This is a genomic window from Anaerocolumna sedimenticola (assembly GCF_009931695.1).
GTDB lineage: Bacteria > Bacillota > Clostridia > Lachnospirales > Lachnospiraceae > Anaerocolumna > Anaerocolumna sedimenticola.
The window spans coordinates 2027917-2049974 of the sequence record NZ_CP048000.1; the positions used below are offsets into that span (position 1 = coordinate 2027917).

Genomic DNA, 22058 nt, shown 5'->3' on the forward strand with positions numbered 1-22058 from the left:
CATGTGGCGGACAAATATTATGCAAATTTTTCGGATTGTGCGCCTGTATGCGAAAGGCCGGGGGTAAGGGAATTTTTGTTTGCCAAGAGGGTTGGAAATGAAAATATGATGCGTTTTGCGGCGGCAGAACATAAAAAGGATGAAAATTACCTGCTTCCTAATTCGGAAAATTTATTTTACCGTCTTCAGGCAGCCTTTACGGAAAATGAAATATCTTCATTTGATACTGCAAAACCTGTTCAAAAGCCGGATATTTATTATGAAAGTGTGGGAATTCTGCTGACAAGAGATTCCAGCTATTTTTTGGCTGTTAAGGCCGGCTGCAATGGTGACAGTCATAACCATAATGACACGGGCAGTATAACCGTGTATAAAAAAGGTAAGCCGTTTCTGATTGATGTGGGGGTGGAAACCTACAGCAGAAAAACATTTTCGTCCAGCAGATATGAAATTTGGACTATGCAGTCCGCTTTCCATAATGTGGTTAATTTTGGAAACAAGATGCAGAAAGATGGTGCCATGTATGCGGCTAAAGTTTCTGAGGTAATACTGGAAAAAGAAAAAGCCGGTATTACCATGGAGTTGGCAGGTTGTTATCAGGAAGGAACCGTTAATAGCTATGTAAGGAAAGTAGAGTTTATTAAAGAACAGGAAATTCGTGTTACGGATACTTGTAATCCACTTCCGGAAGATACTTATTTAAGCCTTATGACTTTAGAACAGCCGGAACTGCAAGGCAAAACCTTAGTAATCGGAGAGTTGGGGAAAATATATTTTGAGTCAGAGTTTTCTGCCGAAATAGAGGAAATTAAGCTTACGGATCCTAAGCTGATGAAAGAATGGGGCGAGAAGTTATACCGGACTAAAGTCTACATAAACGATTCAAAGTTAACCTTTAGTATAAAAGATTAAGGAGGACTATATGGAAGATAACAAAAGCCATGTAAATTATAAAAAAAGAATTACGGCAGCATTTGTATCGGTGGTACTGGTACTGACAGTGGTTTTAACAGGGTGCGGCGGTAAAAGTTCTTCGGATGTACAGACATCCTTAACGGAAAATAGCAGGGATGGCAGCAGTGCAGCCGACAGCGACAGCTCAGAAAAGGAAACAATCACCATTGCCTTGCAAACCGACAGTTTTATTACCGATTATAATGATAACTATCTGACCAACCTGATAGAAAAGGAACTGGGAATCAATCTTGAAATTTACCAGCTTCCCAGTGATTCCACAGAATTAAAATCTAAGGTTTCTATCATGGTTGCTGCGGGAAAAGACATGCCGGATGTATTCTCCGTTAAGGCATTATCTAATGAAATGATTTTGGATTATGGAAGTAAAGGCGCATTCATTCCGTTAAATGACTATGTGAATGATCCGTCAAAAGCAGTTAATTTTAGTGCCATTCCAGGAGAAGATAAAGATATTATGTTAAAAGCCATGACCAGTGCGGACGGCAATATCTATACTCTTCCGGCCTATGAGCCGGAAACCTGGAATCTCACGCCGTATCGTCTTTATATTAATGAAACATGGCTAAATAAGCTGGGGCTTAAAATACCTGCTACTACGGATGAATATTATGAAGTATTAAAAGCATTTGTAAACCAGGATCCCAACGGAAACGGCATAAAGGATGAAATCGGTGTATATGGTTATTCTACCGGCGGCTATGGTGAAAATATCATACAGGCCTTAATGAATGCATTTACATTTTATAATAGCAGTGTGAACGGAGGATTGGCCTTAGATGGGGACGGCAGTACAGTAATTGCACCTTTTACTACAGATGAATGGAAGAATGGTATGGAATATATGAATAAACTTTATTCGGAAGGTTTATTGACCGCATCCATTTTTACCGATGATATAACCCAATTTAAGGCAACGTTAAACAATGAGGCAGTCAATCTCATCGGTTCGGTAACGGCAGGGAGTACCGGTAACTGGACAGATGCCGATAATAATCCGAATTTTCAGGACATGACCCTGATCAGCCCGTTACAAGGCCCTGAAGGAATTGCATATACGCCTTATGCCGAATATTCTCCCACACCTGCCTGGTTTATAACATCAGCCTGTAAGAACCCGGACCTGGCCTTTAAACTTGGAGATTTATTCTACCGTCAGGACATGAGTATGACAGTCCGGTTCGGTGAAGAAGGCGTAGACTGGACTATGGATGAAGCAACCTGCGAAGCGAGTACAAATGCATTTGTCGATGCGGGGCTCTATGACAAGATCGGTTTGGTTTATTTAACAAATATCTGGGTAGAAAATAATAATAAATTCTGGCGTAACTGCCAGCCGAGATATGCATCTTTATCCACAGGTAATACCTATGGAAACGGTACGGCAGAATATAATCCGGAACTGAAGACGGCAAAATTAGGTGCATACAACTATCAGCATTATTATAATGCCCATCCGGAAAAAGTATTGCCGGTTTTACACTACACTGCGGAAGAAACCGGAAAAATTTCCGAAACCACAACCAATATTCCGGAGTATGTGAATCAGAGTCTTGCGGAATTTATAACAGGTGCAAGAAGTATGGATGAATGGAGTGATTATCTGGATACATTAAATGGTATGGGGCTTAAGCAGTGGTTGGAATGTGCCCAGACAGCATATGACAGAATAAAATAAGCTGATCTCAAAACTGTGAACTTAAAAAAATAAAATGGCGGCGTGGAGTTTTATTCTGAGCCGCCATAAAAAATAAAATATAAAGGCGGAGTACTATTGAATAATAAAGTTACAACAAATATGATAATGTTAAATAAACCCAAATCACTTGGTAAAAAAATTGCTGACCGATGGCAGATTTATCTGCTATTGCTGATACCGGTCACTTATATGGTGATTTTTGCGTATGTTCCCATGAGCGGTCTGGTTATTGCATTTAAGAAATATGATTTTTCAAAAGGGATTCTTGGAAGCCCATGGGTAGGTATGGATAATTTTATAAAGTTTTTCAATTCCTATAAATTTACGTTGATACTAAAAAATACATTGACTATTTCTCTGTACAGCCTATTTATAACCTTTCCGGTTCCAATACTTTTTGCCTTGATTTTAAATGCTTTTCCGGGAAAAAGATACAAAAAAATGATACAAACAACAACTTATATTCCCTACTTTATATCAACGGTAGTAATGGTAGGATTACTATTTCAGATTCTTGATTACCGTACCGGAATTTACGGCAGTTTTTATACTCTACTTACAGGTGCCACCGCACCCAATATTTTAACAAACGGAAAACTATTCAAACATATCTATGTATGGTCAGGGGTATGGCAGGGTACGGGATACAGCGCAATCATTTACATAGCGGCTTTGGCCAATGTAGACCAGGCCCTTCATGAAGCCGCCAGAATTGATGGAGCCAGCCGGTTCCAGTTGTTAAGATACATAGATGTTCCAAGCATATTGCCAACCGCAAGTATAATGTTAATTTTGGCGGTGGGCAACATTATGAATGTAGGATTTGAAAAGGTATTGCTGATGCAAAATAATTTAAATATAAACTATAGTGAAATAATTTCCACATATGTTTATAAGGTAGGGCTTGCCAGCGGAGTAAATGACTTTTCCCTGTCTACGGCAATCAGCATGTTTAATTCAATAATCAATTTTATTCTGCTTCTTATTGCCAACTGGGGCAGTAAAAAACTGAATGGAACAGGAATTTTTTAACGAATATCAAATCAAAGATTCAATATTCAGGAAAGAGGAAACTATGCATAAATTTAAAAACTATAGTAGAAATGATAAACTTTTTTATATCATTATTGGATTTATCCTCACTGCTCTTTTTATTCTGGTACTTTATCCCTGTATTTTTGTATTGGCTGCTTCTTTTTCCTCAGGTTCGGCAGTGCAGGCAGGAAAGGTTTTTCTATGGCCGGTCGATTTCAGCCTGGAAGGTTATAAGGCGGTATTTAAAACTTCCTCTGTATGGACAGGTTTTCGAAATTCTTTATTTTACACCCTTGCAGGAACCTTTATCAATATTTTTATTACCATTATTACGGCTTACAGCCTTGCAAGAGCCGACCTACCCGGGAGGAACGGCATAATGCTGTTCTTTACTTTTACCATGTTTTTTAACGGAGGTATGATTACTACCTATATACTGGTAAAAAATCTGAATATGATAAATACCGTCTGGGCAATGCTGATACCCGGTGCTCTTGGGGTTTACAATATGATTATAGCCAGGACCTTTATCCAGTCCAATATTCCTCTTGAATTACTGGAGGCTGCAAAAATGGACGGCTGCAGTGATATTAAATTCTTAACCGGTATTGTAGTGCCCTTATCCAAAGCAGTAATTGCAGTTCTTGTATTATTTTACGGAGTAGGTCATTGGAATGCTTATTTTAATCCTATGATTTATCTGAATACGAAAGAGCTGTATCCTTTAACCTTATTCTTAAGGGAAATCCTGATGGCGGATCAGATTGATCCTTCAACCATACAGGATCCCGAGTTACAGGCGCAGCTGGCAAGGATGGCAGGCGTTATAAAGTACTCGTTAATCGTAGTCAGTATGGTTCCGATTTTGATTATTTACCCATTTATACAGAAGTATTTCGTTAAAGGTGTTATGATTGGATCCGTTAAAGGGTGAGAATTTTAAAAATCTGTTAATCCTGATACAAGAAAGGAGAGAAAATGTGAAATTAACTAGTATTTTTTTAAAATACTGTCTCAAATATTTTCTTGCATTTCTTATCGTTTTAATTTGCTGTATTCCCATTGCTAAGCTTTCCTATAAGATTGTCGAACAACAGGTAATGAAAATGAATGAATTAAAGCTTAAGGAGGGTGTTAATGAAATTGAACAAAATATTTCAAAAATGTATTTGCTGGCACAAAGTATGAGTCAGGATCTTCACTTTGATACATTAATCCGAAATAAAGGCAAATTGTCATCAAGTGAATATCTCCAATTGGGATATGCCAGGCAAAACCTGGTTAATACAAGACTTATTTATACGTTTCCCTGCTTTAGTTTTATGTTATTCCGCGATAACGATTTGTTTGTATCCTCCAGCCAATGCAGTGAACAGTTTTCTGCTTATTACGGTAAATTCTTTAAGGTATATGACCATGGTCTGATTGAAGCAGATAAATTTAAAAGCAGCCTTTTATCCAAGAATAGTATCTACTCTTTCTGGACCGTAGACAGGCTGGAATATTGTTTGGATGATAAGACACAGATATTGGAAAATGCGATCCTTTTTATGGTGAAAGCCAATTCGAAGATGACAGTCAGTACTTCCCATGTAATGACTTTTGTAATACAACCGGCAGAATTAATTGAAATGCTGCTTACAGAAGAATGCAGGAAGGAAGGATTTGTACAAGTGATCAATACCTCTGATGGTGAGATATTATTAAATTATGGGGAGAATGCGGAAGTGCTAAAAGATGCGGCAGATAAAGACCAGGTCCGGTATGGGGTAATACCTATTGGCTTTTAACCTATGAAACGAAAGAAGCCGGATTAAAGGCCACCATTGGATTTCCCAAATCTATAATAGACAGTCAGGTCAGGAGTATCACCAATATAATTATAATTTACAGCTGTACAGGAATTATTTTAGTATTATGCTTAACATTATTTTTTAGCTATAAGCAATATTCCGCAGTAAGAAAACTGTTTGTTTTGGTTTCTGATGAAAACAGTGCTTTTGTCAAAGGTCAGAATGAATATGAGGTACTAGGACGTATTTTACATGATATTACGGAAAATAAAAATGAGTACAGGAATCAGCTGGAACTTCTTAATCAGCAAAAACAGGCGCTTGTATTGGAAAATCTTATTGTAAAAGGAATTAATACCAAAGAAGAACGCAAGGAATTTGAAAAATGTTTTAAAAAGCCCATAGAGTACTTTTGCGTTGTTTTACTGCAGATGAAGCTGAAAGATTCTGAAGATTACCAGATTGCTTTATTATGTATTGCAGAATACTTAAAAGAAAGTTATCCCAATGATTTTGCCAATGTACATACCGGTATCCGGGATGAGCTGTTTTTATTTTCTTTAAGTCCGAAAGATCCCTCCAATGTTCAGAATATCAAAGAAATCTTTGAAAGAATAACCTTAGCATTAACCGTAGATATGAATATTACTTTTAATGTGGGTATCAGTGCCATTGGAACGGATATTTCCAATATAAATATATGTTATAATCAGGCACAGCAGGTTACCCAGGCATTTTACCGTGAACATGAAAACTCGGTGGAAATTTATAATATTAATATTAATTCTGCTAAAGAAAATATAGTAGGGATGGAATTCTTAACAAAACTATATAATTTAATTCTGTGCGGAGAAAGGGAAACCATTGGTGAACAATTTTCAAAGCTCCTGAACTATTACCAGAAAATGCCCTTCCAGTATGAGACACAAAAGCAGCAGATATTTTTTCTATCAGAAACGTCATATATAGCGCATGTCTTCAGTTAATGGAAATATCCCAGGGTAAGGATATACTTCCAGGTTATAATAATCATTATACAATCCGGGAAATGGTCGAATCCCTGCAAAATTCTTCCTATAAGCTGTGTGATTTTCTAAATGAAAAGAAAAAGAGCAGGAACAACGAACTCAAAGAGAATATAATACATTATCTGGAGGAAAATTATACGGATTCTTCCCTGACAATGGCAGCCGTAAGTCATAAAATGCGGATATCCGAAAAATATTTATGCAACTTTATTAAAGAACAGACTGGGGAGACTTTTGCGGTTTATTTGGAGCGGATTCGGATCCAGCATGCGAAAGAATATTTGATAACAACTAATTGGAGTAATGAAAAAGTTGCAGAACAAACAGGATTTGCTGCCGTTAATACTTTTTACCGTGCATTTAGTAAGCAGACGGGAGTATCGCCGGGAATATACAGAAGTTCTTACCAACAATACCAAAAAGAAACAATTAATAGGAATGAATTACAATAATGGTGAAAAAAGTAAAATAAATTACTATTTTATTGCTGTTTGTAATAATGATTTAAAGAAAACTTAATTAAAATGCCTAAAAAAAAACACCTTTTTATGTTACAATGTTTATATGAAACATATTCTTTACAAAATAAAGAAATTTAAGAAGGTGCATTATGACAAATACAACTGTAACTAAGAATAGAAATGCTAATAACAGAAGCAGAAGCAATAACAGAAGCAGAAACAAAAGCAGCAACGATAAAATTCTGCCTTATGTAGCTTTGGGGTTATTGATACCTTTTGTTATATTATATTTTTTCCTGTCGTTTTATTATAGTACCCATTTTTATCATAATACGGTTATTAATGGAGTAAATGCTTCCAATAAGACAGCGGATCAGGTGGAAGAGGCTATTAATTCCCAGGTTAACTCCTATGTATTAACCTTGGAGGAGCGAAACGGTGTGGAGGATTCCTTTAACGGTGAGAATATTGGATTACATACCGTTTATGATGGAAGTATTAAAGATTTATTAAAGAAGCAAAATGGTTTTATCTGGCCTGTTTCTTTTTTTAAGACTCATGAATTGGAAATGAACGCCATACTTGAGTTTGATGAATTTTCTATGAATAAGATGTTGGATAAACTTAATTGCTTTAAGGACTCTAATGTTATAGAACCCGTAAATGCACATATTTCCGAATACGGAGAGAACGGTTTTGAGATAGTAAAAGAGGAGCAGGGAGCGAAAGTAAATAAAGAAAAATTATATGAAGCAGTGAAAGAAGCCGTTACCTCCCTGCAGCCGACTTTATCTTTAGAGGAAGCAGGCTGTTATGAGGAACCGAAAATAAATTCCGAGAATACCAAATTGCTGAAAGCTTTGGAGCAGATGAATAAAATAGCCGGGGCAAAAATTACTTATCAATTCGGGGATGTAACGGAAGTTTTAGATGGTAACCAAATCAGTAAATGGCTTTCCGTTGATAAAAAATATAAAGTTAAATTAGATACTAATGGTATAAAAGAATATGTAGATTACATAGGTAAAAATTATAATTCCTTTGGCAGGGTCCGAAATTTTAAAACTTCTTATGGTGATGTTCTGCAGATCAAAGGCGGAGATTATGGCTGGTGGCTAAACAGAACCCAGGAAGTAACTGATCTTACGGAATTGATTAAGAATGGAGAACAGCTGGTAAGAGAACCTGCTTATTACCAGACTGCCCAGCAATATGGTGATGATGATATAGGCAATACTTATGTGGAAGTAAACTTAACGGCTCAGCATTTGTTTTTCTATAAAGAGGGTAATCTTATTCTGGAAACAGATTTTGTATCCGGCAATGTTTCAAAAGATTGGGGAACTCCGGTGGGTACTTATCCGGTCCAATATAAAGAAAATGATGCCACCCTGAATGGAGAAGACTACTCCACACCGGTTAAATACTGGATGCCCTTTAATGGTAATATAGGTTTCCATGACGCACCCTGGAGGGATAAATTTGGTAAAGATATTTATATGACAAGTGGTTCCCACGGCTGTATTAATATGCCTCCGGCTGCTGCAAAGAAAATGTTTGAAAACATTAAAAGAGGTGTAGCAGTTGTCGTATATGAACTGCCAGGTACGGAAAATTATGATAAGGATAAAGGAAAAGAAGAAAATAAAAAAACTGATGAGAAAAATAAAAAAATAGAGGAAGAAAATTAAATCTAAATGGAATTTATATAGGACCTGTAAAGAAATATCTTTATGGGTCCTTTTTTGCATTTGATTGTCTTCCCAGGGAAGTATGAGAGTAAGGAATTAACCGAAAACTGAGTTTGAATGGTAATATACGGCAGATTTAGTAATATAATTATAAAAAATGGAATCGGTTATTTGGAAAGGAAGTAAGATGGCAGAGCCAAATTATCAGGTAACCGCAGCGGCGAAAGATCCGGGTGACGTCTATCCTAAAGTCCCGGGGATTGACTATAATGATTTTAAGCTGTCTTCGGAAAGAATGCCGCAGGAACAGAGAAACCGTGCCTTAGAGCAGCTGTACAGGTATGAATCCGTACAGAAAGAAAATTTTATGGGATACCAGTCCAATCAGAAACTGGATTTTAAGGATGATTTGTCAACATACCTGAATTATCATATTAACAACATAGGAGATCCCTTTGTTTCGGGAAATGATACTCTCAATACAAAATTCGTGGAACGGGCCGTCCTGGATTATTTTGCGGCATTGTGGAATGCACAGTGGCCTCATGAATACACCCCTGATTCCCCGGACAAAACCTGGAGGGATAGTTATTGGGGATATATTGTTTCCATGGGCTGCACGGAAGGTAATATTTATGGTCTGTGGAATGCAAGGGATTATCTTGCCGGGAAATTTATTCTGGAGGATCCCGATGTCTGGGAAAAAGCCAGGCTTGCAAGCCTGAATGGCCGCAGAGCAGCCGTAGAGCCGCGTCTTATATATTATCAGGCAAAAGCACCGGAGGATGCGCCTAATAAATATACTCCCATTGCTTTTTATTCACAGGATACCCATTATTCCATCATAAAAGCCATGAGGGTACTGGACATTGTCACTTTTAACGAGGAAGGCAGCGGTAAATTTGACTGTCCGCTTATTTATCCGGATGATTATCCGCCCGGTTATTCCGTACATTATCTTGATAAGAACGGATGGCCTCTGGAGGTCCCTTCCGATCAGGATGGCTGCATCTACATTCCCGCTTTAAAAAAACTGGCTGAAGCTTTTCTAAAACGGGGTTATCCCATCATTGTGAATTTTAATTACGGTACCACATTCAAAGGAGCTTATGACAATGTGGCCGGAGCAATAAGCGAAATAGTACCTATCCTGAAACAATACGGCTTTTATGAACGGGAAGTGGAGTATGATCCGGCCCATAAAAAGTCCGATATCCGGACAGGATTTTGGTTTCATGTGGACGGCGCATTGGGGGCTGCCTATATGCCATTTCTTGAAATGGCAGAAAAAAGCAAGGATTTTCCGGTCTTTGATTTCAGGATTAAGGAACTGCAGTCCATTGCCATGAGCGGGCACAAGTGGATTGGGGCACCGTGGCCCTGCGGTATTTATATGACAAAAGTAAAGTATCAGCTTTTACCCCCTGACAATCCCATGTATATTGGTTCGCCGGACAGTACCTTTGCCGGCTCAAGGAACGGTCTTTCTCCCCTGGTTTTATGGGATTATCTTTCAAAGCACTCCTATCAGGATTTAATCAACAAGGTAATGTATACCAAAAACCTGGCGGAGTATGCCTTAAAGAGACTTAAGGAACTTGAAAAGCATTTGGGAAAGGATCTATGGGTGGAATATTCGCCCCGTTCCCTTGCCCTCCGCTTTAAACAGCCGAATGCTTCCATTACCTTTAAATATTCTTTATCGGAAGAGATCCTTTATGTGAATAATGAGAAACGTGCCTATTGCCATATCTATATGATGGAGTCCGTGACTCCTAAGCTCATTGATGACCTGATAACTGATTTAGAGGCACCGGATGCTTTTTTAGACCAGCCGGATGAAGAAATAGCATATCGGAAAGAAATAGTTGCTCCTGATGCAAAACGCGGGATCTTCATACCCCAAAACGGCCGGGGATTTAAATAATAACAAAATAACTTCGCTTTTATAATTAAGAAAAACTCAGGGGTATTTTTCCGGAGTTTTTCTTAAATTTCTTGAAAATAAATGCAAATAATAGTAATATTAAAATGGTTGGAAAAAATAATTGCATATTGCAAAAATAATACATAAAGGTGAGGTATAGCTTATGAAGAGTGCAGTATTTTATGGGAAACATGATTTAAGGATTGAGGAATTACAAAAACCGTCACCAAAAGACCGCGAGGTATTAATTAAAGTTATGGCCTGCGGCGTATGCGGAACGGACGTACATATTTATGAGGGGGATAAAGGTGCGGCAGACTCTCCGTCCGGAACCGTATTGGGCCATGAATTTTCCGGTATAGTAGAAGCGGTCGGCGCATCTGTTACCAATTATAAACTTGGTGACAGGGTTTGTATTGATCCCAATGCTTTATGCGGAGAATGTTATTATTGCAGAAACGGAATCGGACATTTTTGCGAAAAAATGATAGGAATCGGTACAACCTGTAACGGTGGATTTTCCGAGTATTGTGTTGTTCCACAATCCCAGGTATATAAAATAGGGGATACAACTACTTTTGAAGAAGCAGCCATGACAGAACCGGTTGCCTGCTGCCTCCATGGAATTGATATGTGTAATATTAAACCGGGAAGCACTGCTTTAGTGATCGGCGGCGGTATGATCGGCCTTATTATGTTACAGCTGGCAAAACTAAACGGAGCTTCCACCGTAGTACTTATGGAGCCGGTTGAAGAGAAAAGGGAAATGGGAAGAAAATTAGGTGCTGATCTTTGTATCAATCCCTCCGATGACATTCACTCCCTGTTAAAAGAAAATAAGATTAACCGTTTTGATGTCGTTATAGAATGTGTCGGATTAACTAAAACAATTGCCCAGGCTATAGAGCTTGCAGGTAAGAAATCCACCGTTATGATGTTCGGACTTACCAAACCGGACGATACGGTATCCATTAAACCTTTTGAAATCTTTCAAAAAGAAATTGATATTAAAGCTTCCTTTATTAATCCGTATACTCAAACCAGAGCGATCAATTTAATAGACACCAAAAAGATTGATGTTACCTCCATGGTTCATAGAGTTGCATCCTTAAATGAGTTAAAGGATATCTTAAGTAAACCGGAATTACGGGCTAAGGGTAAATACATTATTAATCCCTGGATGTAATTCATATATAGGGTAATAAATTATATAAATAAAAGCTAATGGATAAATCACGTATAAATTAATTCTTTGATTTATCCGTTAGCTTTTTTTTGCCTTACAAATAAGTCCCCGTTTACAAGCAGCAGATTTAGACTTACTTGTTTTAAGTCGGAGGCAGAGTTTAGACAGGATTTCCGCTGAAATGCCTGCTAGCAGGTATCAGTTCAGGTGTTTTTCTTATCTGGGTTGGTAAAAGGCTTCTTTGAGATAAGGATTATCATATCTGTCATAGTTATTTATTATAATTTCTTTTCCATTTATCATTAGCGGTAAATTCCAGCCAAAGGTTATAGTACCCTGGGAGGGAGAATGATAAGTAAAGTGGAAGGTATCTCCTGTTAGAGCAGCGTTTTCAAATTGATTTATAAAGTCTGAAAAACTGCCGTTTTGCGCCTGACTGCCCAATTCGGTAATCCATATATTAGCATGACCGTTGGCATGATAAAAATAAGGCCTTGCATTATTCCAATAGGATTCCCACTCCTCTTTATAAACTGCCTTATATAAAGCGGGATCCGGTTCTTTCCAATGGGCGGGAACGAGGGACCTAAGAGCAATGTAAGCACTCTCCTTTTTACCGAAAATCCAACCCCATTGTTCTGCTACCTCATCAAATTCATGCTGAGGGAAATAAGCATGGGTCTCCAGCATTCTGATACAATCTGCCGGAATCCGGTAAATACATAATAGTACATTTTCGTGCTGGGCAGCTCTGGGCAGAATCCAGTTTCCCGCAATCAAGTTCGGCCGGTCTTCAAATTCCTGGGAACCAGGATGGTTTGTAAATACCACCGCACGCCCTCCGAGGGTTGCACCCCATGGCATTTGCTGATAACCCTGTTTGCCTTTTCTGTAATCCTGGGCACAGCTCAGACCGTAATCAGGCGTTCTGTATGTATAGATATCTGCCTGCGTAAGGGCGGTAAAATCAGGGTCAGGATCATAAGGTATTCCTGCCATATCACATAACTTATATTTTTCTTTATATGCATTGATTCGTTCATTCATCCAATTAGAGGGTTTGATAACCCGGGTGGAATTTTCGATAACTTCTTTCGCATCAAAAGTCTGATTTCCCCAAAAAAACATAATATTATCAAAATCAGCCGGGTCGATGCCGTAGTACCTGGCATCCGCGGTATTTATTCCCATTCGTTCTTTATTGATCATTACGGAAGGTTTATCAAGGGCAATTTTTACGATTTCTTCGGGGCATTCATATTGATAAACCGCCAGCATAATGGCACAGTCGGCCAGGTCGCCGTCAATATTTCCTTCTCCCCAGTACATACGGCATATCGGACTGATGGAATCAAAGGCAGGTTCAACAACATAGTGGGTGTAGGTACGCCCGTGAGTACCGATCCATTGACCGCGGAAACTGTTAAGTGCAATTTCTAACAACAACGTATTTATTAATTTACCTGCTTTCTTTTTCAATATCACATCCTCAGCATAATAATAGATGCCAAGCAGGGCAATCATATCTTCCGCATAGTAATTGGTACACCATTCACTGAACCCGAATTTAATACGCCAGTCCATCCAACGATTCAGATAAGTATATGCATGCTGCTTATGCCACTCGCCGCTTTTCCCGTTAGATGGGAAAGTAGTATCAGGGAAAAGGCTTCCTGCCAAATATTCACCGCTATGGTAAAGCGGCTGATGATTTTCTGAAAAATAGCAGGCGTGAATTTCCCCCGGCTCATCCAGCCAATAGCGGAATCCGGTTAAGGTTTCTTCTATTTCAGATATGATTTCTGACGGAAGCATATGGCGGTATTCTTTTAAAATCCTGACTAAGGACGGAATACCGAATTCAGCCATATCCTGACGGTTTTTAAGCCGGTTTAGCGTATGGGACAGATGTTCGTAACAGAAGTCCTCCGATTCCAATCCCCGTAATTTTAATTCCAATTTTACCACCTCGTAGTAGGCGGCATGGAAATCCTTAAGAGTTTTTTTAACAAAAGGATTTTTATGCCCGGAATTAAGGACATGGAGTAAATATTCGTTGCTGCTCATTTTTTGACTCATAGTAAGCCTCCTTATTTATGAAAAATTATTTATGAACTATAATTAGCCGGGTTAATCCCGAAATTTCTTTTAAATGCCCTGCGGAACGAGTGGGCACTGGTATATCCGACAGATTCTGCAATGGAATCTATACTTAAGGAATGTTCTTTTAATAATATGCATGCCTTGGTAAGCCGTTTTGTTTCTATATAGGATATAAAATTAATGCCTGTCTGTTCTTTAAAAAAAGCGGATAAATAGGCTTCTGATATATGAAAAGTATCTGCAACCAGGGACAGGCACATATCATTTTCATGATAATGACTGTCAATGAATTCTAATATATTCTGTTTCAGCTGATTGCTTCGTATGGTCTGCGACATAGAAGTGATACGGCATATGGCTTCAAACGTCTCTTTGATTTTATTGTAGGTTTGTTCCTTAGGGTTATTACCCTCAGAGGAAAAAATAAATGAAATGGTATCCTGATATAACACTCCGTTTAATGCCTGGATTTCACTGCAGGCTGACAAAAGGGTAGTTTTTATTTTCATAACCAATAAATCGCTCATATTGTCCGGGATTTTTGTTTTTAAATAATTCTCTGCATATATTAATTCCAGGGATTCTTTAATTGCAGCATAATCACCGCATCTGGCACTGATAAGGATACGCTGTTCAATCTCAAGGGGATAGAAAAACATAGGTATCAGATTTTGGTCATTATACCAGAAAACTAAATTATTACCCTGGCTTATCCGGCTTTTAAAGGAAAAAACGGCTTCGGAATAAGAATCTCTTATTTGGGTGATATCCTCATAAAAACAGCCGCATCCTGCAAGAACCGAAATATGGTGTAATGACAGATGGGATTGAATTTCCTCTATTACGGAAATAATTTTTTCTTTACACCGGTCAATGTTTGATTCGGAGAATTCAAAGATCAATGAGAGGCAGTCCAGTCCGGTATCTACAGCATAAATATGATTATCTGCTGTAAATTCAATAATTCGTGCTTTAATCCCTATGTAATCAGTTAATTCCTGCTGGCTGTCGTTTTGCATGACAATATTAACTACATTGTAGAGTTTATTGGAGGAATCAATGCCAACTAGTCCTAAAGATAATTTAATTTCCTGTTTACTGCTGTAAAATCCCGTAAGAAGGCGGCAAAAGATAGAAACCTGAACCTGTTTTGTCTGCTCTTTTATGCGGGAGTTTAAATCATGATTATCATCCAGAAGACTCTTAACAGGTTTGTTTATCTTAATAAGAATTACGGCTGCGGCGGAAAGGCAGGCTGCAAAGCTGAAAGCGATCATAAAATAAAAAATATTCTTTAAATAATATGCCTGGGACATGACTTCTTTATATGGTGTTACCGTAACAAAAACCAGTCCTTCGTTAGAACGGGCATAGGTTATAATCTGATTTTCCTGATTAATTTTTTTAATAAGGCTGCCTGCATTCTTATTCTCCGGTATTTCGATGGGATAATCGGCAAGGTCTATGTCCCGGTAAGAATATAAAAGTTCCGAGTTTTGGTTTGTAATATAGTAATTTTTATAAGAATTGGAATCCAAAAACCCGGTAAACAGTTTCTTACAATTTATTAAAACACATACATTTCCAATATTATGTGTTTTACTTCCCAGGGGCAGCTTTTGTATAAGGGGCAGTACTCTTACGGGTACACTATTCGTGTAATAGAGTTGTTCGGGATAAATTCTGCCGGGTGTATTATTTATTAATAATTGTCTCCACTGCTCTAAAGCATTGCTGCTATTTTTTTTGAAAGTGTCTTTATGCCAGTCATTTAATGTCTTTACTCCTTTTGAAGTAAAGACTTCGTCATTAGATAAAGAATAGACGGATAATTCTGCTATCAGATCATTAGCAAGGGACAGCGTACCAATATAATCAATATAATCCTTTGCATAAATCATATCCATCGGTTCACATTCCGCCAGAGGAGTTTTCAAATTTAACAGATAATTTGTTTTATAATAAGAACCCAGATTATTAATCGTATTAATTATTTTGTTCAGTCGTTCGTCTACAATATCTTTCATCTGAATTGCCATTTTCTCGTTGTTTGTTTCTAAATTAGTTTCCAGGTTTTTAATTGTTCCGTAGTAGGAAATTCCAATTAGTAATGTGGAAAAAACAATGGTAAACAGAAAAAAAATAAAATACTTCAATAAAAAATAACTCGAAAAAAATGTCTTGTTCTTAATCATAGGGGTATCCTCACTCCTTATTTATTTATGGAGATGTTAATTATTACCATAATGCAATACTTTATGGCGTGGATTTATTGTATTATTATATTTGAATCATCCTATGAAATCAAGGAAAGTAAAAAATATGTACTATAAATTAATTATGTACTATCAATTTTTGTGTATTATATAGAATTGATTACCCCTAAAAAAGAAATGTACCTTGCTGATTTTCACTCCTTAAATTAAGATGCAGTTATCAACTTGAAAGGAGGTATTAAATGGAGGTACAGACAACTAAAAAAGGCAGGAAAGAAATTCTTTTTCCCGTTTCAGGAAAAATTTTATCAGGGACCGGTATTTATATCTGATGATTCTTCCGGGAATCGTACTGCTGATATTATTTCGTTACCTGCCAATGGGGGGTTGATTATTGCATTTAAGGATTACTCATTTAAGAAAGGTATTCTGGGCAGCAGCTGGGCCGGATTGGAAAATTTCAAATTTATTTTCAATAATTCGGACTTTTATACCGTAGTAAAAATACACTTGGGATTAATATCCTGAAATTACTTTTCTCTTTTCCGGCACCAATATTTTTTGCGTTGTTAATTAATGAAATAAAGGGAAAGAAACTTAAAAAGTGTATCCAGACATCAATCTATCTTCCTTATTTCGTTTCCTGGGTTGTATTCGGAGGAATTGTAATTCAATTCTTAAATCCGGGAACAGGTATCATAAATCAACTTATCGGGTTTTTCGGAGGGGAACCTATTGCATTTATGCAGGAAGGAAAGTATTTTAAAGGAATTGTGGTATTAAGTGATATTTGGAAAAGTGCCGGCTGGGGAACCATTATGTATTTATCCGCACTCACTTCTATAGACCAGGAGATCTATGAGGCGGCCAAAATAGACGGTGCCGGCCGTCTTGCAATTATCCGCCACATATCCCTGCCCGGAATATCGGAAACCATCGTTGTATTATTACTTTTACAGATCGGTGCCATGATGGATGTAGGTTTTGAACAAATATACGTATTATGTAAACCTATCTTATACGGAGTAGGTGACGTTATCAGTACCTATGTATACCGGGTGGGAGTCGGCAATGCACAATTTTCTATTACAGCGGCCATCGGATTGTTCCAGTCCATAATAGGCCTGATTCTTATCATGATATCCAATATGGTATGTAAGAAATTATTTGATAAGAGTTTGTGGTAGACATGGAGACAAATTATGAAAAGAAAAAATGTAAGAAAAAAAATGTCACTTTCCTACTTAATTATTGTTATTATATTAATTAGTTTTGCGATTATTTGTATACTTCCTTTCTGGTATGTATTAATATGTTCCTTAAGCAATCCCCAGTTAATACAGGTGGGGGAAGTCAGACTGTTTCCGAAAGGATTTTCACTGCAGTCTTATAAAATAGTATTAAGCCAATCAAAATTTTATCAGGGTTTTTTGATTACGGTTACCAGAACCGTCCTGGGTACGGTACTCGGCCTGCTGGTCCAATCCATGGCAGCTTATGTACTCGCTTATAAGAATTTCCAGGGCAGAAGCTTTTTTACTAAAATGCTCGTATTTACAATATTATTCAATGGTGGGATTATTCCTACCTATCTTGTAATACAAAAACTGCATTTATTAAATACTATTTGGGCACTTATACTGCCTATGGTTTTAAATCCCTGGAATGTTATGCTTTTAATCAGTTTTTTTTCGGCAATACCGGATTCCATTACGGAATCGGCAAAGATAGACGGTGCGAATGAATTTGTAATTTACAGGAAACTTGCCCTGCCCTTATCAAAACCGGCGATCCTGACAATTTTGCTGTATATTGCCGTGCGTCATTGGAATGAATTAATGGATGGCGTAATTTATATTAACAGTGATGCCCTAAAACCGCTGCAGGTATATTTAATTGAACTTATTATGAGATCCTCCGTTCAGAATATGGTGGAACCTGCAGAGAATTTTGTATCCCTGCTGTCGATACAGACAACTGCGATTTTTGTATCCTGTATTCCTATTTTATTGGTATATCCGGTGATACAGAAGCATTTTGTGAAAGGCATTATGGTCGGCGGAGTAAAGGGGTAGTGGAATAATGATTAAATGAGCCGTATATTATGGCAGAATGGAGAGTTTATGAATAGGAAAAATTCTTTAAGTAAATTATTATCTTTATTGATGGTATTGGTTTTTGTGATATCTTTATCTTCCGGATGTTCCGGAAACAAGAAAGTAAATTCTGATAATACAGGCGCGGAATCAGCAGATACCTCGTCAGGAGGAGAAGCTTCCGAACGTCCCAAAGTAACCATATTGACGAATATTAATGTAGATACGGAAGGAAGTGACGTAAATGATAACGATTACGTAAAATATATTGAAGACCAGACAGGTATTGATATTGAATTTATAAATGATACCTCTTCGGTTTATACTCAGAAATTAAATACGATCATGGCTTCCAACGATTTACCGGACGCAGTTATGCTTATGGGAGATACCCAACGTTCTGATCTGGCCCGGTTTGCAGAGGAAAAGATGTTAATTCCACTGGATGACTATATTGATTCTTATCCTAACCTGAAAGCAAATATTAAACAGGAATCCTGGGATGTGACGAAATACGACGGTAATATTTATGCGGTCCCTTTTCAGAGATATGATTCAAGTCCTTATATGACTTTCCTGAATAAAAGCTGGCTGGAAGCGCTGGGGATTAATCCGGAAACGGATCTGGTCACCGTAGATGACTGGTATAATATGCTGAAACGATTTGTCACGGACGACCCTGACAAAAACGGACAAGAAGATACTTTCGGTATTACCGCTACCTCTTCCGGTACTCATTTCACAAATTTTACATTCCTGGATTCTTTTGGTGCGGCGAAAGCAAAATATGTCAACGGGGAATTGCTGCCGAATTATATCCTTCCGGAATACAAAGAATGGCTTATTTTCATGAATAAATTGTATGAGGAGAAAATCCTTGATACGAATTTTATTGTGGATGATCCCTCTACAATCTGGGATAAAATAAATTCCGGTAAAGCCGGTGCTTTCCTATGGTTCTGGGGATTAACCGAATATCAGAGCATGGGTTATGACCGTTCAAAACTGGTTGCGGTGAAACCTCCCGTACATAAAGACGGAAGTGAAGCTTCTTATGTCTATTCATCCCCTAACCGCCATATGATGGCCATAACAAGTGCCTGTGAACATCCGGAATATCTGCTGAAGCTTTGGGATTGGGCATGCTCGGAAGAAGGAGGTATCTTTACATTTGCAGGACTGGAAGGAAAAGATTATGATTTAGACAGCAGTGGCTCCATTGTCTTAAGGGATGACAGAAAAGGTAAAAATATAGGCTGGCGTCAGTTAACGTTGGGAGTGCAACTTCCCAATGTTGATAAAGAGCCGATTTATGGCATTATGACACAAAATTTCGGAGAACAGGGAATACACGATTTAATGCTGTCCAACGAATACGGTTCTTATGATGACCTTTCCTTATATTGCCCGGTATTTAATGAATTATTAAAATATGATTTTACGAAATCAGTTCAGGAATTTACGGATAAAGCGATTACCGGAGCGATTGATATTGAAGCAGAATGGGATAATTATGTTGCCAACTGGAGAAAAGAAGGCGGAGATGAGAAAATCAAATTGTCAACGGATTGGTACGTAAACTCGGATTACTATACCGGCGAATAAAGGCCGTTATACTCTGAGCAGATAATTTGTTGCAGCCTTTTATATTTCCTGTTATGATGTAGAAGATAATATTTCTATCAGATTAATACAAGTTGGGAGGAAAGTAATGGAATACACACAATGTTGGTTGCAATATAAAAAAATATCAGATGTGAATAAACTCGATGTTAACGTCTACTGCGGGGAAACCGGCAGACTAATCGACAGAATTTATGAAGAATTAGCATTAGGATTTTGGGACATGTATCATAGAAAGATAAAGATAAGCGGCGGTGCAGCCAATACCGGAACAGGCAATGGAATTGTTCTTACTGTAAATGAGAAGTCATCCTTAGGGCCGGAAGGATATTCCTTAAAAAGCAACAGGGGAAGATGTATAATAGAGGCCGACACGCAGGTTGGATTACTGTACGGTACATTTGCATTATTAAGGAATCTGCAGACTGGGGAGAGTAAAGCTCCTAAACCTGCGGCAAATTTTGATAACTGGTCCTGGGAAGAGGAAAAAATCCCGTCTAATCCGTTAAGAATGCTGAATCATTGGGATAATATGGACGGTTCCATAGAAAGAGGATATTCAGGAGAATCGTTCTTCTTTCATGATAATGAAATCATTGTTAATGACCGGACCAGGGCATATGCCAGGCTGATGGCTTCCGTAGGAATTAATGCGGTTGTAATAAATAATGTTAATGTTAAAGATGCTGCGACAGAGTTAATAACAGAAAGATATTATACGCAATTAAGGAAGCTGGCCGATATTTTTGAAAGTTATGCAATAAAGTTATACCTTAGTATTAATTTTGCGTCTCCCGTAGAACTGGGCGAACTGGATACTGCAGATCCGTTGGATGAGAGGGTCGGCAAATGGTGGAGAGAAAAAGCAGAAGAAATATGGAAGAACTTGCCCGGACTTGGCGGGTTTTTGGTAAAGGCAGACTCAGAAGGCAGGCCGGGACCTTATACCTATGGAAGAACTCACAGCGAAGGCGCCAATATGCTGGCGGAGGCAGTAAAACCCCATGGAGGAACAATTATATGGAGGTGTTTCGTATATAACTGCAGACAGGATTGGCGGGATAAAATCACAGACAGGGCTAAAGCCGCTTATGATAATTTTAAGCCGTTGGACGGAACTTTTGCCGATAATGTTATATTGCAAATTAAAAACGGTCCTATGGATTTCCAGGTGCGGGAACCGGTATCTCCCTTACTTGGCGGATTAAGTAAAACAAACATGATTCTTGAGTTTCAGATAGCTCAGGAATATACCGGACAGCAAAAGCATGTTTGTTTTCTGATTCCGTGGTTTAAGGAGGTGTTGAACTTTGATATGTATTGTAAGGAAAAGCTGTCTACGGTTGGGGATCTGGTCAGCGGTAAAACCTATCACCAAGTAAAGTGCGGGATAGCTGCGGTAGCGAATACTGGGAATGATAATAACTGGACCGGACATGATCTGGCGGCAGCCAATCTTTATGGTTTTGGAAGACTGGCTTTTGATACAGGTTTGTCCTCTGAAAGAATTGCTAAAGAATGGATCGCCTTAACCTATGGATTTGAGGAAAAGGTAGTAAAGAATATCAATAAGATTTTACAGATGTCCTGGCCGGCTTATGAGAAATATACCTCACCCCTGGGAATCGGCTGGATGGTGACGCCCCATACCCATTACGGACCAAGTGTAGACGGATATGAGTATGATAGTTGGGGTACCTATCACCGGGCGGATCATTTTGGAATAGGTGTTGACAGAAGCAATAAGGGAACCGGTTATTGCAGCCAGTATAATCCGCCGCTTGATACAATATATGGAGATAAGGAAACTTGTCCTGAGGAGTTACTTTTGTTTTTTCATTATGTTGACTATAGTTATACATTATCTTCGGGAAAGACACTTTTACAGCATATCTATGACTCCCATTTTGAGGGTGTGGAAGACGTAGAAAAAATGATTTGTCTTTGGGAAGAAATAAAAGAAGCAATGGATATGGATTCCTATAACAATGTGATCTTAAAACTGAATGAACAACTGAACAGTGCTAAAGAATGGAGAGATGTGATTAATTCCTATTTTTATAGAAAAACCGGAATCCCGGATGTGAAAGGCAGAAATATTTATTAATTAAAATAAGTTAAAAAATTAATCTAATATTATTCCGCCAATATAATTATTGTTAAAAATGATTTAGAAGAAATAGAAAGCTAATTAATAAATCCGTATTAAACAATCTTAAGATTTA

Annotated in this window: 17 protein-coding genes; 15 read left to right on the forward strand and 2 right to left on the reverse strand. The window is 37.9% G+C overall.

Annotated features, from left to right (window positions below):
* Positions 1-75: 75 nt before the first annotated feature.
* The 10 genes from Ana3638_RS08985 (at position 76) to Ana3638_RS09030 (ending at position 11795) form a co-directional block, all read left to right on the forward strand.
* Positions 76-912: a heparinase II/III domain-containing protein gene (locus Ana3638_RS08985; protein WP_161837717.1), complete on the forward strand. Its 837-nt coding sequence runs from the start codon at positions 76-78 to the stop codon at positions 910-912.
* Between the two features lie 10 nt (positions 913-922).
* Positions 923-2653, forward strand: coding sequence for a type 2 periplasmic-binding domain-containing protein (locus tag Ana3638_RS08990; RefSeq protein ID WP_161837718.1), 1731 nt, complete (start codon positions 923-925; stop codon positions 2651-2653).
* Positions 2654-2749: 96 nt separating this feature from the next.
* A complete protein-coding gene (locus Ana3638_RS08995; protein ID WP_246240931.1) occupies positions 2750-3706 on the forward strand; it encodes an ABC transporter permease in 957 nt (318 codons plus the stop codon).
* A gap of 43 nt (positions 3707-3749) precedes the next feature.
* On the forward strand, positions 3750-4643 hold the full coding sequence (locus Ana3638_RS09000) for a carbohydrate ABC transporter permease (RefSeq protein WP_161837719.1): 894 nt from the start codon (positions 3750-3752) through the stop codon (positions 4641-4643).
* A gap of 46 nt (positions 4644-4689) precedes the next feature.
* The gene (locus tag Ana3638_RS09005) at positions 4690-5499 is read left to right on the forward strand and encodes a hypothetical protein (protein WP_161837720.1); all 810 of its coding nucleotides are present in this window, start codon (positions 4690-4692) and stop codon (positions 5497-5499) included.
* Positions 5500-5684: 185 nt separating this feature from the next.
* Positions 5685-6488: a hypothetical protein gene (locus Ana3638_RS09010; RefSeq protein WP_161837721.1), complete on the forward strand. Its 804-nt coding sequence runs from the start codon at positions 5685-5687 to the stop codon at positions 6486-6488.
* Positions 6488-6982: a helix-turn-helix domain-containing protein gene (locus Ana3638_RS09015; protein WP_161837722.1), complete on the forward strand. Its 495-nt coding sequence runs from the start codon at positions 6488-6490 to the stop codon at positions 6980-6982. Before Ana3638_RS09010 ends, Ana3638_RS09015 begins: the two co-directional genes overlap by 1 nt.
* Positions 6983-7140: 158 nt before the next feature.
* Positions 7141-8682, forward strand: coding sequence for a L,D-transpeptidase (locus Ana3638_RS09020; protein WP_161837723.1), 1542 nt, complete (start codon positions 7141-7143; stop codon positions 8680-8682).
* A 187-nt stretch (positions 8683-8869) separates the two neighbouring features.
* On the forward strand, positions 8870-10609 hold the full coding sequence (locus tag Ana3638_RS09025) for a pyridoxal-dependent decarboxylase (RefSeq protein ID WP_161837724.1): 1740 nt from the start codon (positions 8870-8872) through the stop codon (positions 10607-10609).
* 163 nt (positions 10610-10772) lie between these two features.
* Entirely contained in the window at positions 10773-11795 is a 1023-nt protein-coding gene (locus Ana3638_RS09030) for a zinc-dependent alcohol dehydrogenase family protein (RefSeq protein WP_161837725.1), read from the forward strand.
* 216 nt (positions 11796-12011) lie between these two features.
* Here the strand turns inward: Ana3638_RS09030 and Ana3638_RS09035 are convergent, their stop codons facing one another.
* Positions 12012-13874, reverse strand: a complete 1863-nt coding sequence (locus tag Ana3638_RS09035) for a hypothetical protein (RefSeq protein WP_161837726.1) — start codon at positions 13872-13874, stop codon at positions 12012-12014.
* 29 nt (positions 13875-13903) lie between these two features.
* Positions 13904-16093: a helix-turn-helix domain-containing protein gene (locus Ana3638_RS09040; RefSeq protein ID WP_161837727.1), complete on the reverse strand. Its 2190-nt coding sequence runs from the start codon at positions 16091-16093 to the stop codon at positions 13904-13906.
* A gap of 246 nt (positions 16094-16339) precedes the next feature.
* Here Ana3638_RS09040 and Ana3638_RS24655 point away from each other — a divergent pair, with 246 nt between their 5' ends.
* The 5 genes from Ana3638_RS24655 (at position 16340) to Ana3638_RS09060 (ending at position 21940) form a co-directional block, all read left to right on the forward strand.
* Positions 16340-16642, forward strand: coding sequence for a hypothetical protein (locus Ana3638_RS24655; RefSeq protein ID WP_202621591.1), 303 nt, complete (start codon positions 16340-16342; stop codon positions 16640-16642).
* A gap of 38 nt (positions 16643-16680) precedes the next feature.
* The gene (locus tag Ana3638_RS09045; protein ID WP_202621592.1) at positions 16681-17301 is read left to right on the forward strand and encodes an ABC transporter permease subunit; all 621 of its coding nucleotides are present in this window, start codon (positions 16681-16683) and stop codon (positions 17299-17301) included.
* A 15-nt stretch (positions 17302-17316) separates the two neighbouring features.
* Positions 17317-18189 (forward strand): carbohydrate ABC transporter permease, encoded by an 873-nt coding sequence (locus Ana3638_RS09050; RefSeq protein ID WP_161837728.1) that lies wholly within the window; start codon positions 17317-17319, stop codon positions 18187-18189.
* 48 nt (positions 18190-18237) lie between these two features.
* Positions 18238-19815 carry an extracellular solute-binding protein gene (locus tag Ana3638_RS09055; protein WP_161837729.1) on the forward strand — a complete coding sequence of 526 codons (1578 nt, stop codon included), beginning with the start codon at positions 18238-18240 and terminating at the stop codon, positions 19813-19815.
* A gap of 106 nt (positions 19816-19921) precedes the next feature.
* Entirely contained in the window at positions 19922-21940 is a 2019-nt protein-coding gene (locus tag Ana3638_RS09060; protein WP_161837730.1) for an alpha-glucuronidase family glycosyl hydrolase, read from the forward strand.
* Positions 21941-22058 lie beyond the last annotated feature (118 nt).

Excerpts from the sequence above, each read along its gene's own strand:
- Ana3638_RS08990 (WP_161837718.1), top strand. The coding sequence starts at position 923 with ATGGAAGATAACAAAAGCCATGTAAATTATAAAAAAAGAATTACGGCA.
- Ana3638_RS09000 (WP_161837719.1), top strand. The coding sequence starts at position 3,750 with ATGCATAAATTTAAAAACTATAGTAGAAATGATAAACTTTTTTATATC.
- Ana3638_RS09015 (WP_161837722.1), top strand. The coding sequence starts at position 6,488 with ATGGAAATATCCCAGGGTAAGGATATACTTCCAGGTTATAATAATCAT.
- Ana3638_RS09020 (WP_161837723.1), top strand. The coding sequence starts at position 7,141 with ATGACAAATACAACTGTAACTAAGAATAGAAATGCTAATAACAGAAGC.
- Ana3638_RS09025 (WP_161837724.1), top strand. The coding sequence starts at position 8,870 with ATGGCAGAGCCAAATTATCAGGTAACCGCAGCGGCGAAAGATCCGGGT.
- Ana3638_RS09030 (WP_161837725.1), top strand. The coding sequence starts at position 10,773 with ATGAAGAGTGCAGTATTTTATGGGAAACATGATTTAAGGATTGAGGAA.
- Ana3638_RS09035 (WP_161837726.1), bottom strand. The coding sequence starts at position 13,874 with ATGAGTCAAAAAATGAGCAGCAACGAATATTTACTCCATGTCCTTAAT.
- Ana3638_RS09040 (WP_161837727.1), bottom strand. The coding sequence starts at position 16,093 with ATGATTAAGAACAAGACATTTTTTTCGAGTTATTTTTTATTGAAGTAT.
- Ana3638_RS09050 (WP_161837728.1), top strand. The coding sequence starts at position 17,317 with ATGAAAAGAAAAAATGTAAGAAAAAAAATGTCACTTTCCTACTTAATT.
- Ana3638_RS09055 (WP_161837729.1), top strand. The coding sequence starts at position 18,238 with ATGAATAGGAAAAATTCTTTAAGTAAATTATTATCTTTATTGATGGTA.
- Ana3638_RS09060 (WP_161837730.1), top strand. The coding sequence starts at position 19,922 with ATGGAATACACACAATGTTGGTTGCAATATAAAAAAATATCAGATGTG.